Below are 16590 nucleotides of genomic sequence, written 5' to 3'. Positions count from 1 at the left end.
CGCCCATGTGCAGTACAGCTTCGTCATGCTGTAAAACGAGAAAACACCCTGAAAATCAGGGTGTTTTTTTTATGAAAACGGAGGCGGAAATCGATGCTGAAAAATTTAGTTTCAATTAGGGATTTGCATAAAGATGAAATTTTGTTAATATTAATGCAGGCGCAAAAGTTTGCGGAAGGTGAAATTTGGATGCCGCCCGAGAAGCAATATGTTGCCAACCTGTTTTTTGAGGCGAGTACGCGGACGAAAACGAGCTTTGAAATGGCCGAACGAAAATTAGGACTTGATGTTATACCCTTTGATGTCGGAAGTTCAAGCGTCTTAAAAGGAGAGACATTGTACGATACAGTGAAAACGCTGGAAGCCATCGGCGTTAACGCGGTTGTTGTACGTCATGAGGCAGATGCCTACTATGATGAATTAGTCGGTCAGATTGATATACCCGTTATTAACGCAGGTGACGGGTGCGGACAGCATCCAACGCAGTGCCTGCTTGATCTTCTGACCATTCAGCAGGAGTTCGGCACGTTTGACGGCTTGAAAATCGGCATCGTGGGTGATATCCGGCACAGCCGGGTGGCCCGTTCTAATGCAGAGGCACTTAGAAGACTCGGTGCTGAGGTGAAATTTTCCGGTCCTCCTGAGTGGTTTGAGGAAGACTTTTTACAGTCGGGCGGCTTCGTAGAGATAGACGAGCTGGTGGAGCAAGTCGATGTTCTGATGCTGCTTCGCATCCAGCATGAACGTCACCAGGTTGCATCCGCTATGACAAAAGAGGAATACCACGAACGCTATGGCTTAACTGAAGAGAGAGAAGGGCGTATGAAGCGGGGAAGCATTATTATGCATCCTGCTCCGGTAAACCGTGATGCAGAAATCGCCGACAGCCTGGTGGAGTGCGGCCGGTCACGGATCTTTAAACAAATGCAGAATGGTGTATATGTCCGCATGGCGGTTTTAAAAGAAGTGCTTGAGGGGAGATTGGCAAATGAACTGGTTAATTAAAAATGGACAAGTATTAAGCGAAAATGGAGAGCTAAGAAAAGCAGATATTCGTGTGAAGGGCGGAAAAATTGCAGAAATTGGACCTGAGCTTACAGCTGCTGAGGAACAAGTAATAGATGCAGGCGGGAAATTGGTTGCACCAGGGCTTGTCGATTTACATGTGCATTTGCGCGAGCCGGGCGGTGAGCACAAAGAAACGATTGAAACCGGAACAAAAGCAGCAGCAAAAGGCGGTTTTACGACTATTGCTGCAATGCCGAATACGCGCCCTGTACCGGACACGGAAGAAAACCTTCAAAAAGTAAATAAATTAATTGAAGAAAAAGCCCATATCCGTGTACTGCCATATGCCTCAATTACGATTCGCCAGGCTGGAAAAGAGCTGGTTGACTTTGATTCGCTCAAAGAAAACCGGGCCTTTGCTTTCACGGATGATGGTGTTGGAATTCAAGAAGCAGGCATGATGCATGCGGCAATGAAAAAATCGGCAGCCATCGATATGGCGATTGTCGCCCACTGTGAAGACAACAGCTTAATTTATGGCGGTGCTGTCCATGACGGAGAGTATGCAAAGCGGGAAGGAATCCCGGGCATCCCATCGATTTGTGAATCAGTGCAAATTGCCCGCGATGTGCTGCTTGCCGAAAACGCCGGCTGCCATTATCACGTCTGCCACGTCAGCACAAAAGAATCTGTCCGGGTTATCCGGGATGCAAAAAAAGCAGGTATTCGCGTAACAGGTGAAGTGTCACCTCACCATCTCGTTTTAACCGATATGGATATTCCCGGACAGGACCCGAATTTTAAAATGAATCCGCCGCTGCGGGGAGCGGAAGACAAAGCAGCCCTGATTGAAGGCCTTCTGGACGGCACGCTTGATTTTATCGCAACAGATCATGCCCCTCATACCGCAGAAGAAAAAGCCGCCGGCATTCAAAAAGCGCCGTTTGGCATTACCGGATTTGAAACTGCTTTTCCGCTTCTTTATACGGAGCTTGTGAAAAAAGGAGTTATCACCTTACAGCAGCTGGTTGACTGGATGACAATCAAGCCGGCTCAAACCTTTAACTTGCCTCACGGACGCCTGGAAGAGGGCGCGAGTGCTGATATAACAATTATTGATCTTGAAGCAGAAAAAGAAGTCGATCCTAAGACGTTTTTATCCAAAGGAAAAAACACACCATTTGCAGGCCGTATGCTTTCCGGCTGGCCGGCTGCAACGTTTTTTGAAGGAAATCTTGTATGGCAGGAAGGAACGATCAACGAATGAAAAAACAGCTTATTTTAGAAGATGGTACAATTTTTACCGGTCAAGGCTTCGGCAGCACAAAAGACGTAACAGGAGAAGTTGTATTTACAACAGGCATGACGGGTTACCAGGAAACATTGTCCGACCCGTCATACTGCGGGCAAATTGTTACATTCACATACCCGCTTATTGGAAACTACGGCATCAATCGTGATGATTTTGAAACGATTCAGCCAGCGGTTAAAGCACTGGTTGTAAAAGAAGCTGCTGATTTCCCATCAAACTTCAGAAGCGAATTTTCAATAGATGAGTACTTGAAAATGAAAGACATCCCGGCAATTTCGGGTATTGATACTCGCAAATTAACAAGAATTATCCGCCGGCATGGTGCTTTAAAAGGTGCAATTGTTTCAGCGGAAGTAAATCCTGAAGATGTCCTTCACCGCCTGCAGGCGACTGTACTGCCAAATGACCAGGTTGCGCAGGTGTCAACCAAATCTGCTTATCCAAGCCCTGGACGCGGATTCCGTGTTGTGCTGATAGACTTTGGCATGAAGCATGGTATTTTACGAGAATTAAATGAACGCAATTGCGATGTGGTAGTAGTGCCACATGATACAACCGCAGAAGAAATTATGCAGTTTAAGCCGGACGGCATTATGCTGACGAACGGGCCAGGCAACCCAAAAGATGTTCCACATGCGATTGAAACAATAAAAGAACTCATTGGCCAGGTGCCGATTTTTGGAATCTGTCTCGGCCATCAGCTCTTTGCGCTTGCAGCGGGAGCAGATACATTTAAGCTTAAATTTGGCCACCGCGGCTCTAACCATCCAGTAAAAGATTTAGAAACAGGCCGGACCGCCCTGACTTCACAAAATCATGGTTTTGCGGTGAGCGAGGAGTCCATTGCCAACACTGAGTTAAAAGTTACACACGTTGCATTGAATGACGGCACGGTAGAAGGGCTTGCCCATAAAGTTCATCCGGCTTTCACGGTGCAGTATCATCCAGAAGCTTCTCCTGGACCGGAAGATGATAATGTTTTATTTGACCGTTTTATTAACTTAATGAAAACACACGCTGCAAAGGAGACACATCATGCCTAAACGTACAGACATCAAAAGTATACTTGTAATCGGCTCCGGCCCTATTGTTATTGGACAGGCGGCAGAATTTGACTACGCAGGCACCCAGGCGTGCCTTGCACTAAAAGAAGAAGGATACCGGGTTATTCTTGTTAACTCGAATCCGGCAACCATTATGACAGATACAGAAATTGCCGATGCAGTTTATATTGAACCAATTACACTTGAATTCGTACGCCGGATTATTCAAAAAGAACGTCCGGATGCCATTTTACCGACACTCGGCGGCCAGACCGGATTAAATATGGCGGTTGAGCTTTCCAATGCAGGCGTGCTGGATGAGTACAATGTTGAAGTTCTTGGCACAAAGCTTTCAGCTATTGAGCAGGCGGAAGACCGCGATTTGTTCCGTACGCTGATGAATGATTTAAATGAGCCGGTGCCGGAAAGTGAAATTATCCATACACTTCAAGAAGCAAAAGACTTTGTCGGGCAAATCGGCTATCCGGTTATTGTCCGCCCGGCCTACACACTTGGCGGTACCGGAGGCGGAATTTGCGAGAACGAAGACGAATTAATTGAAATAGTAACAAACGGTTTAAAGCAAAGCCCGGTTACGCAATGCCTTCTTGAGAAAAGCATCGCCGGCTTTAAAGAAATCGAGTATGAAGTAATGCGTGATGCAAACGATAATGCGATTGTTGTTTGTAATATGGAAAACATCGACCCGGTCGGCGTCCATACAGGTGATTCGATCGTTGTGGCGCCAAGCCAGACATTAACGGACCGCGAATACCAGATGCTGCGCAATACATCTTTAAAAATTATCCGCGCGCTTGGCATTGAAGGCGGCTGTAACGTCCAGCTTGCCCTTGATCCTCACAGCTTCCAGTATTACATTATTGAAGTAAACCCGCGTGTCAGCCGTTCATCCGCCCTTGCTTCAAAAGCAACGGGGTATCCAATTGCGAAGCTGGCGGCGAAAATCGCTGTCGGATTAACGCTGGATGAAATGATGAACCCGGTTACCGGGAAAACATATGCGTGCTTTGAACCGGCACTTGATTATATTGTGTCGAAAATCCCACGCTGGCCTTTTGATAAATTTGAAAATGCGAACCGTACACTGGGCACGCAAATGAAAGCAACCGGAGAAGTCATGGCAATCGGCCGTACATTTGAGGAATCCATGCTGAAAGCGGTCCGTTCTTTAGAGAGCGGCGTCTATCACCTGTCACTTGACGAGCTGGCAGATAAAGATGAAGCGTTTCTTGAAAAACGAATCCGCAAAGCAGGTGATGAACGCTTATTCTATCTCGGCGAAGCACTGCGCCGCGGCATAACGATCGAAACGATTCACGAATGGAGTCAAATTGACCTATTCTTCCTGAAAAAATTTGAAAACATTGTAAAATACGAAAAAGAAGTCGAAAATAATCCGTTTGATGCAGAAATAGCCAGAAAAGCGAAACAGCTTGGCTTTGCTGATAAAACACTGGCCAAAGCATGGAACAAAACAGAAAAAGAAGTATATGACTGGCGGAAAGAAAATGGAATTGTGCCGGTATTTAAAACGGTTGATACATGTGCTGCAGAATTTGAATCTGAAACACCTTACTACTATGGAACATACGAAGAAGAAAATGAATCGATCGTTACGGACCGTAAATCTGTAGTGGTACTTGGCTCGGGACCAATCCGGATCGGCCAGGGTGTTGAATTTGACTATGCAACAGTTCACTCGGTATGGGCGCTAAAAGAAGCCGGCTACGAAGCAATTATCATTAACAACAACCCGGAAACGGTTTCGACGGATTTCAGTATTTCCGACAAGCTTTACTTCGAGCCGTTAACAATTGAAGATGTTATGCACATTATTGATCTGGAAAAGCCAGAAGGTGTTGTTGTTCAGTTTGGCGGACAGACAGCGATCAATCTGGCAGGCCAGCTGGTAGAGCACGGTGTGAAAATCCTGGGTACAAGCCTTGAAGATGTAGACCGCGCGGAAAACCGTGATAAATTTGAACAGGCGCTGCAGGAGCTTAACGTTCCACAGCCGCTTGGCAGAACAGCATTTTCGGTAGACGCAGCTGTTGAAATTGCCAACAGCATCGGCTATCCGGTTTTAGTCCGTCCTTCTTATGTGCTTGGCGGCCGGGCAATGGAAATTGTTTATAAAGAAGCGGAGCTGCTTCAATATATGCAAAATGCAGTAAAAGTAAATCCGGAGCACCCGGTCTTGATTGACCGTTATCTAACGGGTAAAGAAATTGAAGTTGACGCAATTTCAGACGGCACGGATGTTGTAATTCCAGGCATCATGGAGCATATCGAGCGTGCAGGTGTGCACTCTGGAGATTCAATCGCCGTTTACCCGCCGCAAAAACTAACAGAGGACCAGAAAGCCAAAATCATCGAATACACAACCAGGCTTGCAAAAGGCTTGAATATTGTCGGGCTGCTGAATATTCAATATGTTATTTCGAAAGGTGAAGTGTTCGTCATTGAAGTGAACCCGCGCTCCAGCCGGACTGTGCCTTTCTTAAGCAAGATTACCAATGTGCCAATGGCAAACCTGGCGACTAAAGCGATTATGGGGCACTCATTGAAAGAAATGGGCTACGAATCAGGCCTTGTTCCTGAAAAAGAAGGTGTGTATGTAAAAGTGCCGGTCTTCTCTTTTGCGAAGCTGCGCCGCGTTGATACCACTCTTGGCCCGGAAATGAAGTCAACGGGTGAAGTTATGGGGAAAGATGCAACGGTTGAAAAAGCACTTTACAAAGGGCTTGTTGCCTCTGGCATGAAAATTCCGACAAAAGGCGCTGTATTATTGACTGTTGCCGATAAAGACAAAGAAGAAGCACTCGCTATTGCAAAACGTTTCCATAATATCGGCTTCCAGCTGCTTGCTACTCATGGAACAGCAAATATGATCAGCGAAACGGGCGTGCCGGTTCAAACGGTCGCGAAAATCGGTGCAAAAGGTCCGGATATGCTGGATGTAATCCGCGGCGGTGAAGCGCAGTTTATCATTAACACGCTGACAAAAGGCAAGCAGCCGGCACGTGACGGCTTCCGCATCCGCCGTGAATCAGTTGAAAACGGTATTCCATGCTTAACGTCACTGGATACAGCAACAGCCATTCTTGAAGTACTCGAGTCAATGATATTTAACGCTGAAGCAATGCCGCAGGCGGCATTGGAGGCGGTCCATTCATGATTCAAAAAGAGCTGATGGCGGTTGTTTCCCAATCAGAAATCGCAAAAAACATCTTTGAAATGACATTAACAGGGACGCTTGTTGACCAAATCGATGAGCCGGGAAAATTTGTTCACTTAAAAGCAGGGGAAGAAATGATGCCCCTGCTCCGCCGCCCAATCAGTATTGCCCGGGTTGAACCGGAAAAGCAGGAATTTACGATGATTTACCGTGTGGAAGGCGCAGGAACAAGTGCGCTTTCCCGTAAACGGGCTGGTGACCTGGTGGACGTTCTTGGTCCGCTTGGCCACGGGTTTCCGGTTGAAGAAGCAGCTGCCGGGCAGACCGCTCTTTTGATCGGAGGCGGAATTGGTGTCCCGCCGCTTTATGAATTGTCCCGCCGCTTAAATGCGAAGGGAGTTCAAACGATTCATGTACTGGGGTTTCAAAATCAAGAAGCCGCTTTTTACACCGAGCAGTTCGCGGCACTCGGTGAAACGTATGTAGCAACCGTTGACGGTTCTCTTGGAGAACAGGGTTTTGTTACTGATGTTGTGAACAGGCGCGGCATTAAAGCGGATATTTTTTACTCGTGCGGCCCGACTGTTATGTTGAAAGCTGTTGAACAGCTTTATGCGGCACCGCATGGCTATATCTCTCTTGAAGAGCGGATGGGCTGCGGCATTGGCGCTTGCTTTGCGTGTGTATGCCATCCGGCAGAGGATGAGACGGGTACTGCTTATTTGAAAATATGCAGTGACGGCCCTGTTTTTAAAGCCGGGGAGGTGGCATTATGAGCCGCTTAGCTCTTGAACTTCCAGGATTATCATTGAAAAACCCTGTTATGCCGGCTTCGGGCTGCTTCGGGTTTGGCCGTGAATTCAGTCAGCTGTTTGACTTGAGCAAGCTTGGATCCATTATGATTAAGGCGACAACAGAAGAGCCGCGTTACGGGAATGCAACACCCCGTGTGGCGGAAACACCGGGCGGCATGCTGAACGCCATTGGTCTGCAAAATCCAGGGCTGGAAAAAGTAATCGCTAATGAACTGGAATGGCTCAAGCAATTTGATGTGCCGATTATTGCGAACGTGGCCGGGTCACAGACAGAAGATTATGTTGAGGTGGCAAAAGAAATTTCCAAAGTGGAAAATGTCCATGCACTGGAGCTGAATATCTCCTGTCCGAACGTGAAAACCGGGGGTATTGCATTCGGTACGATTCCCGAAACAGCAAAAGAACTGACAAAGCGTGTGAAAGAAGTATCGGAAGTGCCGGTCTATGTGAAGCTGTCGCCGAATGTAACAAGCATTGTAGAAATGGCGAAAGCAATTGAAGACGGCGGTGCGGATGGCATCACAATGATTAATACGTTAATTGGCATGCGGATTGACTTAAAAACGGGCAAGCCGGTTCTTTCCAACCGGACAGGCGGATTATCAGGTCCTGCAGTTAAGCCAGTTGCTGTGCGGATGGTTTATGAAGTCAGCCAGCAGACGAACCTGCCGATTATTGGCATGGGCGGCATTTCAACGGTTGAAGACATCATTGAATTTGCGCTGGCAGGAGCAGATGCTTTTGCTGTCGGAACAGCAAACTTTGTTAATCCATTTGTATGTCCGGAACTTATTGAAGAACTGGACCGCTATTTAGAGCAGCATAATGTAGACCATATCAGTGAATTAAAGGGACGGAGCTGGAAATAATGGAAAATGAACCGATTATTGCACTCGATTTCCCCGCATGGAGGGAAGCCGAGCAATTTCTTGCGCCTTTTCATGGCGAAAAGCTTTATGTAAAGGTGGGCATGGAACTGTACTTGCAAAACGGCCCGTTCATTATTGAACAGCTGAAGAAAATGAATCATCGTATTTTTCTTGATTTAAAATTGCACGACATTCCCAACACGGTGGGCCAGGCAATGAAAGGTCTTGCAGCACTTGGCGTCGATATGATCAATGTGCATGCAGCCGGCGGCGTTGAAATGATGAAAAAAGCACGTGAAGGACTGGAAGCAGGGGCTTATGAAGGCAGACGCCCGGTTCTTCTGGCAGTAACGCAGTTAACCTCTACATCAGAAGAAGCCATGCAGGCGGATCAGCTGATTCAAGTTCCTCTTCAGGAATCGGTTCTTCATTATGCAAAAAAAGCGAAGGAAGCCGGCTGTGACGGGGTTGTCTGCTCTGTTTTGGAAGCCGGTGCTATTCGTGCGGCCTGCGGCGAAGAGTTTTTCAAAGTAACGCCGGGCATTCGGTTAAAAGACGGAAGTGCAGATGACCAAAAGCGTATTGCGGATCCGGCTGAAGCACGTGAAATCGGCTCAACGATGATTGTTGTCGGCCGTCCCATTACGAAAGCAGCCGACCCGGTTGCAGCCTATCAGCACGTTAAAGCACTCTGGGGAGGAAATGCATAAAATGAAAAAACAAATTGCAGAAGAACTATTAAAAATCCGGGCGGTATTTTTGCAGCCGAATGACCCGTTTACATGGTCGTCTGGAATGAAATCACCGATCTATTGCGATAACCGCTTAACTCTGTCTTATCCAGAAACACGGCAAAAAATTGCGGCAGGACTGGCTGAGCTTATCCAAAAAGAGTACCCGGAAGCAGAGATTATTGCCGGTACAGCTACAGCGGGAATTCCGCATGCTGCCTGGGTATCAGATATCCTTCATTTGCCGATGTGCTATGTCCGTTCGAAAGCGAAAGAACATGGCAAAGGCAATCAAATTGAAGGAAAAGCAGAAGCCGGCTCAAAGGTAGTTGTGATTGAAGACCTGATTTCAACCGGCGGCAGCGCGATTACTGCGGCAGAAGCTCTGCGTGCGGCAGGCTGTGAAGTGCTGGGCGCAGCGGCAATCTTTACATATGGACTGCCAAAAGGCGATTCCCGTCTTGCTGAAGCTGAATTAAAAGCAGTGGCGTTAAGCGACTACGACGCGCTGATTGAAACGGCTGCTGAAAAGAACTATGTAGAATCAGGCGACATTGAAACGTTAAAACAGTGGAAGCAAAACCCCGATGCATGGGGAGCAAAATAAAAAGCAGTGAGCCCGGGCTCACTGCTTTTTATTTATTTTTTCATGGACATTACCTTGCCCTCATCAGGGGTAACATAAACTGTATGCTGGTTATCATAAATAACAAACCCGGGCTTGGCGCCAGATGGTTTTTTTACATGGCGCACTTTTGTGTAGTCTACCGGAACAGAGGATGAATCTTTGGCTTTGCTGTAATAAGCGGCAATCATAGCCGCTTCTAAAATCGTTTCGTCTGATGGATCCTCAGAACGAATAACAATGTGGGAGCCTGGAATGTCCTTTGTATGAAGCCAGATGTCATCACGGCGGGCCGCTTTATTTGTTAAATAATCATTTTGCCGGTTATTTTTGCCGGCGTAAATAACAGTTCCGTCTGTGGCGGTATATTCTTCAATTGCCGGAACGGCTGCTTTCTTTTTCTTTTTCACATTCCGGGCTTTTATATATCCTTCATCCGCCAGCTCTTCACGAATTTCTTCAATATCGCGAGGCGAAGCAGATTCAAGCTGCTGCAAAAGAGCTTCAAAGTAGCGGATTTCTTCATTTGTTTTTTCAATTTGGTCCTTCACTGCGATAACCGCATGCTTTGCTTTTTGATAGCGTGAAAAATATTTTTGCGCATTTTCAGCCGGGTTTTTTTGCGGATCAAGCGCAATGGTAATCATTTTTCCGTTTTCATCGTAGTAGTCGATTACATCAATTTCAGTCATGCCTTTTTTCACTGCGTATAAATTAGCCGTTAACAATTCGCCAAGCCGCTGGTATTCACCGGCGTTTTCTGCTTCTTGAAGCGTTCGTTCAAGCTTCTGGATTTTAGATCGGTTTTTTTGAAGGTCATTGCTGATTAACCGCTCCAGGTCATTTGCCTGCTGGCGGACCCGGTCACGTTCTGCTTTGCCAAAATAATAGCGGTCCAAAAGAACAGACAGAGTATCGAAAGAAGTACGCTCACCGGCCAGGTGCGGCAGATCAATCATATAAAAGTATGTTTTTTCGCCATTGTCAATCATTACAGGTGAATACCGGCTTTCCCTTATTGGCTGGATAACTTCTGAGAATGCTGCAGGAATCGTTACCCGGTTTGCGAGCCCGGCATGGGCCACAATTTCATTGCTGATGAGCGGAGACAGCCCTTCAAAGGAAGAAACAAGCTGTCTGGCGATTTTTCCGGCATTAAAATCAAGCGCACGTGTAACCAGTTCTGCATCGGCTGTAAGCGGATTATGCTTATGCTGAGCCGGCGGCTGGACATATTCGGCTCCCGGCAAAATCGTCCGGTAGCTGTTCATGGAAGAGGGGATGTGCTTAATGCTGTCGATAATCGTCTTTTTTTCTTTGTCTACCAGCAGAATGTTGCTGTGGCGGCCCATAATTTCGACATACAGCTCTTTATAAGAAACATCACCAATTTCATTTTTTCCTTTAAACTCAAAACATATTGTCCGGTCAAGGCCAAACTGGCGGATATTCTCTAAAATAGCTCCATCTAAGTGCTTTCGCATCATTACGCAAAAAAGCGGCGGCTCAGAAGGGTTCTCCTGAACAGTCTCCGTCAGCTGCACACGCGCATACGATGGGTGAGCGGATAAAAGCAGCTTATTATTTTTCCCTCGTGCCCGGATAACCATAATTGCTTCGTTTTTATAGGGCTGATGAATTTTATTCACCCGTCCGCCCGTCAAAGCCTCATTTAATTCTTCAACCATTGCTTTTGTAAACAATCCATCAAATGCCATGATTCATACTCCCTTTTTATACGAACATATTTATCCATCTTACCATGTATACAGCGTTTTCGTAAATTTGAGAACATTTCTTTTTTAACGGCCAAAACTGCTGTATACTATTTTTATAAATTTAATGAAGAAAAGAGGCGTACTATGACTGGATTCGTCACTGTTATTATGGTATTTTCCATTCCTATTGTTGCCATTATTACAGCCCATATGAGAAGCCAATCAAAAATTCAGTACAAAATTGTAAAAGAACAGATTGAATTGGAAAAACTGAAACAGGAAAACTTTTTGCTTGAAACGGAAAAAATGAAGCTGGAATTGGGACTGGCCAGACCCGTGGAAGAAAAAGAAGAAGTTCTTGCTTTTATTGAGCAGGAAAAGAGTCAAATATGATATAATGGCTCAAGTGTGCAAAAATGGACGAAACGTGGCAAAGGGGAGCGCAATTGATGCAGTTAATCAATATTGGATTTGGCAGTGTCGTCTCGGCGGAGCGGATTGTGGCGATTATCAGCCCGGAGTCGGCGCCAATTAAGCGGCTCATTCAAGAGTCACGTGATAAAGGCAATCTTGTTGATGCAACATTTGGCCGCCGGACGCGTGCGGTCATTTTAACAGACAGCCGCCATGTTATCTTGTCGGCTGTTCAGCCGGAAACAGTCGCGAATCGAGCGGCATTAAAAGATGAGGAAGCTGAGGAAGGATTGTGAAGTGAGTGAAGGAAAAGGGTTTGTTAATCGTATTGTCCGGACCCTCTGGTGTAGGCAAGGGGACTGTGCGAAAAGCCATTTTTTCAAGAAAAGATGTAAAGTTTGAATACTCCATTTCCATGACAACACGCAAGCCGCGTGAAGGAGAAGTAGATGGCGTAGATTACTTTTTTAAATCCCGGGCAGAATTTGAGCAGTTAATCCAAGAAGGCAAATTGCTTGAGTATGCGGAGTTTGTCGGCAACTATTATGGTACACCTGTTGACTATGTGCGGGAAACGCTTGATGCAGGAACGGATATCTTTCTTGAAATTGAAGTGGAGGGTGCCCGGCAGGTACGGGAGAAGTTTCCGGAAGGGCTGTTTATTTTTCTGGCACCGCCGAGTCTTTCGGAGCTGCACAGCAGGATTATCGGCCGTGGAACAGAAACGGACGAGGTCATTCGAGGCCGTATGGAACAAGCACGCAAGGAAATAGAAATGATGGACCTCTACGATTATGTCGTGGAAAATGATGAAGTAGAGCGGGCATGCTCACGGATTCAATCTATCGTTGAAGCAGAGCACTGCCGCCGTGAACGTGTGCAGCACCGATATCAAATTATGCTGGAACTGGAAGGGGAACAATAATGCTATATCCATCTATTGATAACTTACTAACAAAAATCGACTCCAAGTATTCATTGGTCAGCGTGGCCGCAAAACGTGCGCGCTCGATGCAGGAAAGCAAAGGAAAAGGCGCTTTAAGTGCTTACAAATCTCATAAATTTGTGGGCAAGGCTCTAGAAGAAATTTATGCCGACGAGCTTGTGATGAAGCAAAAAGATGAAAATGAAACATATTCAGATGAAGTATAAATAAGCAAAGAAGAAAAGGGCGGCGGATACCGGCCTTTTCTTTTTGTATGCTATCATATTTACATAACGATTTGACCGGAACGGGGGAAATTTGAATGAACGGAAAAAACATTTTACTTTGTGTCAGCGGCGGCATTGCTGTTTATAAAGCAGCAGCCCTAACAAGCAAGCTGAAACAAGCGGGCGCGCATGTGAAAGTAGTTATGACGGAGTCTGCCCAGAAATTCGTAACGCAGGTAACCTTTCAAGCATTGTCCGGTGAGCCCGTTTATACCGATACATTTGATGAAAAAGATCCGGCAAGAATTGCCCACATTGATATTGCCGACTGGGCGGACCTTGTTATTGTAGCGCCTGCAACAGCGAATATGATCGCCAAAATGGCCCATGGCATCGCTGATGATATGATGTCAACGGTGCTTCTTGCCGGCACAGCACCAAGATGGATTGTTCCGGCAATGAATGTCAATATGTATACGCACCCTGCTGTGCAGAAAAACATGAAAACACTTTTATCCTTTGGTTACCGGTTTATTGAACCGAAAGAAGGATATCTTGCCTGCGGTTATACAGGAAAAGGGCGGATGGAGGAACCGGAAGTAATTGCCGGGCTTGCGGCAGAGTTTTTTGCCGGAGCAGCAGAAAAACCGCTTGCGGGCAAACGCGTTGTCGTTACAGCGGGTCCGACACGTGAAGCGGTTGACCCGGTTCGTTTTTTTACAAATAAATCAACTGGTAAAATGGGTTATGCAGTAGCAGAGGCGGCATTTGAGCTTGGAGCAGAGGTCACGCTTATTTCCGGCCCTGTGGCAATTGAGCCGCCAGCCGGGGTGATAGTCCGCCAGGTGGAAAGTGCAGAGGAAATGTTTCACGCAGTCATGGAAGTGTTTGAGGGGACGGATCTCGTCGTGAAAACAGCGGCTGTGGCTGATTATCGGCCGAAATTTGTCCATGAACACAAAATGAAAAAGCAGGATGGTTCTATGATATTTGAGCTGGAACGGACAAAGGATATTTTAAAGACGCTCGGTGAACAAAAGACCCATCAGTTTTTAATCGGTTTTGCGGCGGAAACAAATGATGTCGAACTGTATGCAAAGCGAAAACTTCAATCAAAAAATGCAGATATGATTGTTGCAAATAATGTGAAGCAGGAAGGAGCCGGATTTGGCAGCGATACGAATATTATTTCCATTTATCACCGGGACGGCACTTGCGAAAATTTTGAGAAAATGGCCAAAAAAGAAGCTGCTGTGCAAATTTTAAAAGCTGCGGCAGCAAGAATAGGTGAAGTGAAATGAAAATTGCTTCTGTCATTGTGGATGTAGCTGTTATGCAGACTGATCGTCCATTTGACTATGAGATCCCTTCGGCCTGGGAAGAGATCATTCAGCCAGGCATGCGTGTTATCGTTCCTTTCGGCCCGCGCCATGTTCAGGGCTTTGTGCTGGATATCAAGGAAGAAGAGGAAAGCCGCAAGCTAAAGCCGATTGTTGAGCCGATGGATATTGTGCCGGTACTTAATAAAGAGCTGCTTTCACTGGCGGACTGGCTGACAGCAGAATCACTTTGTTTTAAAATTTCGGCTCTGCAGGTTATGCTGCCTGCTGCTATGAAAGCAAAATATGCAAAGCAGATTCAAGTGACCGGTCTTGCTCCGCTCAGCTTGCCGATGCAGTCTCTTTTAAACGGAAGAGATGAAATGCCCTGGGAAGAGGCTTCAGAAGCGGGTGTTTTATCTGAAGTCCGCAAAGAAGTGAAAAAAGGATCGCTGGACATTCTCTATTCAGTAAAAAGCAAAGGCCAAAAAAAAACGATTCGCATGGTCAAGTGTTCATTATCCGATGAAGAACTTGAGGAAACGATTCAGTCTATGCCGAAAAATGCGGTTAAACAGGTGAACGCGCTGGGGATTTTCAAGGGGAGAACAGGAAAGTGGCTCTCTTTAAAAGAAACCGGTATATCATCAGCCGTTGCAAAAGCACTTATTGACAAAGGCCTGCTCGAGGAAAAGAAAGAAGAAAGGTATCGAGATCCTCTGGCGGGCCGTACGTTCACACCAGATAAGCCGCTGCCATTAACAAAAACACAAAAAGCAGCTATTGAGCCGATACTTGAAAAAATAAATGAGGGCAGGACTGAGACTTTTCTGCTGCATGGGGTGACAGGAAGCGGGAAAACAGAAATCTATCTGCAGTCCATTAGTGAGGTGTTGAAAAAAGGGCAGGAAGCCATTGTACTCGTGCCGGAAATTTCACTAACCCCTCAAATGACCGACCGTTTTAAACAGCGGTTCGGGAATGATGTAGCCGTTCTCCACAGCGGCCTGTCAACAGGCGAAAAGTATGATGAGTGGAGGAAGATCAGCCGGAAAGAAGTAAAAGTGGTTGTCGGCGCCCGCTCGGCTGTTTTTGCCCCATTCGAAAACATCGGGCTTATTATCATTGATGAAGAACATGAAACAAGCTACAAGCAGGAAGAAAACCCGCGCTATCATGCCCGTGATGTGGCCATTCAGCGGGCGGGCTTTTATCAATGTCCTGTTATTTTAGGAAGTGCTACTCCCGCCCTCGAATCATTTGCCAGGGCACAAAAAGGCGTTTATACACTGCTGACGCTAGCCGAACGTGTTAACGACCGGCCGCTGCCGTCAGTTGAGATTGTCGACATGCGTGAAGAGCTCCGAGATGGAAACCGATCCATGTTTTCACGCAGCTTATTTACTAAAATAAAAGATCGCCTTGAAAAAAAGGAACAGACCGTGCTGTTTTTAAATAAAAGGGGCTATTCATCCTTTATTATGTGCCGGGACTGCGGGTATGTGCCGGAATGTCCAAACTGCGATGTTTCCATGACCTACCACCGCCACCGCCATCAATTAAAATGCCATTACTGCGGCCATGAGGAGCCGTCGCCAAATGTATGCCCGGAATGCGGAAGCGAGCACATCCGGCATTTTGGCACAGGTACTCAGAAAGTGGAAGAAGAGCTTTTAAAACTGCTCCCTGAAGCACGAATTATCCGTATGGATGTTGATACAACAGGGACAAAAGGAGCTCATGAGCGGCTTTTGAAAAAGTTTGCTAATAAAGAAGCCGATATTCTGCTTGGTACTCAAATGATTGCAAAGGGCCTCGATTTTCCTGATATTACGCTCGTCGGGGTGCTCAGCGCGGATACGATGCTCCATTTGCCTGATTTCCGCGCATCGGAGAAAACGTTTCAGCTGCTGACGCAGGTAAGCGGGCGGGCCGGACGGCATACACTGCCCGGCGAAGTGGTTATTCAGACATATACACCTGAGCATTACAGCATTCAGCTGGCGGCTGACCAGCATTACGAAGCATTTTATGAACAGGAAATGCAGGTAAGAAAAATGGGCGGATACCCTCCATTTTACTTCTTGGCTCTTATTACGGTCAGCCATGAGGAGGCAGTTACTGCTTCTGGAGAAGCAAACAAAATTGTCATGAACATTAAGCCGGAATTATCACCGGCGGCGGTAGTGCTGGGGCCGGTCGCCTCCCCGATCTCACGGATCAACAATAGATATCGCTGGCAATGTCTGATAAAATACAAACGTGAACCAAAGCTTGGCCATGTGCTGAAGCAGGTGCTTGAGCATTATGCAAAACAGGGAAAGTCAACGGGATTAATGGTATCCATTGATATTCACCCATATGTATTGATGTAGAAAAGAGGAA

Annotated in this window: 15 protein-coding genes; 14 read left to right on the top strand and 1 reads right to left on the bottom strand. The window is 46.5% G+C overall.

Annotated features, from left to right (window positions below; genetic code table 11):
- Positions 1-96: 96 nt before the first annotated feature.
- From VP98_RS09365 to pyrE, 8 genes are read left to right on the top strand one after another with little or no spacing between them, the layout of a single operon-like run.
- Positions 97-1005, top strand: coding sequence for an aspartate carbamoyltransferase catalytic subunit (locus VP98_RS09365; protein WP_046175473.1), 909 nt, complete (start codon positions 97-99; stop codon positions 1003-1005).
- Positions 989-2275, top strand: coding sequence for a dihydroorotase (locus VP98_RS09360; RefSeq protein ID WP_046175115.1), 1287 nt, complete (start codon positions 989-991; stop codon positions 2273-2275). The genes VP98_RS09365 and VP98_RS09360 overlap by 17 nt, the downstream gene beginning before the upstream one ends.
- Entirely contained in the window at positions 2248-3363 is a 1116-nt protein-coding gene (locus VP98_RS09355) for a carbamoyl phosphate synthase small subunit (RefSeq protein ID WP_407919211.1), read from the top strand. Before VP98_RS09360 ends, VP98_RS09355 begins: the two co-directional genes overlap by 28 nt.
- Entirely contained in the window at positions 3356-6562 is a 3207-nt protein-coding gene (gene carB / locus VP98_RS09350) for a carbamoyl-phosphate synthase large subunit (RefSeq protein ID WP_046175114.1), read from the top strand. Before VP98_RS09355 ends, carB begins: the two co-directional genes overlap by 8 nt.
- Positions 6559-7338: a dihydroorotate dehydrogenase electron transfer subunit gene (locus tag VP98_RS09345; RefSeq protein WP_046175113.1), complete on the top strand. Its 780-nt coding sequence runs from the start codon at positions 6559-6561 to the stop codon at positions 7336-7338. Before carB ends, VP98_RS09345 begins: the two co-directional genes overlap by 4 nt.
- Entirely contained in the window at positions 7335-8246 is a 912-nt protein-coding gene (locus tag VP98_RS09340) for a dihydroorotate dehydrogenase (RefSeq protein ID WP_046175112.1), read from the top strand. The genes VP98_RS09345 and VP98_RS09340 overlap by 4 nt, the downstream gene beginning before the upstream one ends.
- Positions 8246-8956, top strand: a complete 711-nt coding sequence (gene pyrF / locus VP98_RS09335) for an orotidine-5'-phosphate decarboxylase (protein WP_046175111.1) — start codon at positions 8246-8248, stop codon at positions 8954-8956. The genes VP98_RS09340 and pyrF overlap by 1 nt, the downstream gene beginning before the upstream one ends.
- 1 nt (position 8957) lies before the next feature.
- Positions 8958-9584 carry an orotate phosphoribosyltransferase gene (pyrE, locus tag VP98_RS09330; RefSeq protein ID WP_046175110.1) on the top strand — a complete coding sequence of 209 codons (627 nt, stop codon included), beginning with the start codon at positions 8958-8960 and terminating at the stop codon, positions 9582-9584.
- 32 nt (positions 9585-9616) lie between these two features.
- On the opposite strand, the gene VP98_RS09325 is transcribed toward pyrE, so the two are convergent.
- Positions 9617-11320: an Rqc2 family fibronectin-binding protein gene (locus VP98_RS09325; RefSeq protein WP_046175109.1), complete on the bottom strand. Its 1704-nt coding sequence runs from the start codon at positions 11318-11320 to the stop codon at positions 9617-9619.
- Between the two features lie 144 nt (positions 11321-11464).
- Here VP98_RS09325 and VP98_RS09320 point away from each other — a divergent pair, with 144 nt between their 5' ends.
- From VP98_RS09320 to priA, 6 genes are all read left to right on the top strand, one after another.
- Positions 11465-11713, top strand: a complete 249-nt coding sequence (locus tag VP98_RS09320; protein ID WP_046175108.1) for a hypothetical protein — start codon at positions 11465-11467, stop codon at positions 11711-11713.
- Between the two features lie 56 nt (positions 11714-11769).
- On the top strand, positions 11770-12030 hold the full coding sequence (gene remA / locus VP98_RS09315; protein WP_046175107.1) for an extracellular matrix/biofilm regulator RemA: 261 nt from the start codon (positions 11770-11772) through the stop codon (positions 12028-12030).
- Positions 12031-12035: 5 nt separating this feature from the next.
- Positions 12036-12659, top strand: coding sequence for a guanylate kinase (gmk, locus tag VP98_RS09310; protein ID WP_046175106.1), 624 nt, complete (start codon positions 12036-12038; stop codon positions 12657-12659).
- On the top strand, positions 12659-12886 hold the full coding sequence (gene rpoZ / locus VP98_RS09305) for a DNA-directed RNA polymerase subunit omega (protein WP_046175105.1): 228 nt from the start codon (positions 12659-12661) through the stop codon (positions 12884-12886). Before gmk ends, rpoZ begins: the two co-directional genes overlap by 1 nt.
- Before the next feature lie 95 nt (positions 12887-12981).
- Positions 12982-14187, top strand: coding sequence for a bifunctional phosphopantothenoylcysteine decarboxylase/phosphopantothenate--cysteine ligase CoaBC (gene coaBC, locus VP98_RS09300; RefSeq protein WP_046175104.1), 1206 nt, complete (start codon positions 12982-12984; stop codon positions 14185-14187).
- Complete coding sequence (gene priA / locus VP98_RS09295; RefSeq protein WP_046175103.1) at positions 14184-16580, top strand: primosomal protein N'; 2397 nt, start codon at positions 14184-14186, stop codon at positions 16578-16580. Before coaBC ends, priA begins: the two co-directional genes overlap by 4 nt.
- Positions 16581-16590: the final 10 nt, after the last annotated feature.

It is taken from the genome of Domibacillus indicus, assembly GCF_000970685.1.
Classification (GTDB): Bacteria; Bacillota; Bacilli; order Bacillales; family Domibacillaceae; genus Domibacillus; species Domibacillus indicus.
The sequence above is the reverse complement of the archived record's forward strand: the minus strand, read 5'-3'. Positions and strand labels throughout refer to the sequence as shown.

What these genes read in the sequence shown, in the direction of transcription:
- VP98_RS09360 (WP_046175115.1), top strand. Translation starts at nt 989, where the DNA reads ATGAACTGGTTAATTAAAAATGGACAAGTATTAAGCGAAAATGGAGAG.
- VP98_RS09355 (WP_407919211.1), top strand. Translation starts at nt 2,248, where the DNA reads ATGGCAGGAAGGAACGATCAACGAATGAAAAAACAGCTTATTTTAGAA.
- carB (WP_046175114.1), top strand. Translation starts at nt 3,356, where the DNA reads ATGCCTAAACGTACAGACATCAAAAGTATACTTGTAATCGGCTCCGGC.
- VP98_RS09345 (WP_046175113.1), top strand. Translation starts at nt 6,559, where the DNA reads ATGATTCAAAAAGAGCTGATGGCGGTTGTTTCCCAATCAGAAATCGCA.
- VP98_RS09340 (WP_046175112.1), top strand. Translation starts at nt 7,335, where the DNA reads ATGAGCCGCTTAGCTCTTGAACTTCCAGGATTATCATTGAAAAACCCT.
- pyrF (WP_046175111.1), top strand. Translation starts at nt 8,246, where the DNA reads ATGGAAAATGAACCGATTATTGCACTCGATTTCCCCGCATGGAGGGAA.
- pyrE (WP_046175110.1), top strand. Translation starts at nt 8,958, where the DNA reads ATGAAAAAACAAATTGCAGAAGAACTATTAAAAATCCGGGCGGTATTT.
- VP98_RS09325 (WP_046175109.1), bottom strand. Translation starts at nt 11,320, where the DNA reads ATGGCATTTGATGGATTGTTTACAAAAGCAATGGTTGAAGAATTAAAT.
- VP98_RS09320 (WP_046175108.1), top strand. Translation starts at nt 11,465, where the DNA reads ATGACTGGATTCGTCACTGTTATTATGGTATTTTCCATTCCTATTGTT.
- remA (WP_046175107.1), top strand. Translation starts at nt 11,770, where the DNA reads ATGCAGTTAATCAATATTGGATTTGGCAGTGTCGTCTCGGCGGAGCGG.
- rpoZ (WP_046175105.1), top strand. Translation starts at nt 12,659, where the DNA reads ATGCTATATCCATCTATTGATAACTTACTAACAAAAATCGACTCCAAG.
- coaBC (WP_046175104.1), top strand. Translation starts at nt 12,982, where the DNA reads ATGAACGGAAAAAACATTTTACTTTGTGTCAGCGGCGGCATTGCTGTT.
- priA (WP_046175103.1), top strand. Translation starts at nt 14,184, where the DNA reads ATGAAAATTGCTTCTGTCATTGTGGATGTAGCTGTTATGCAGACTGAT.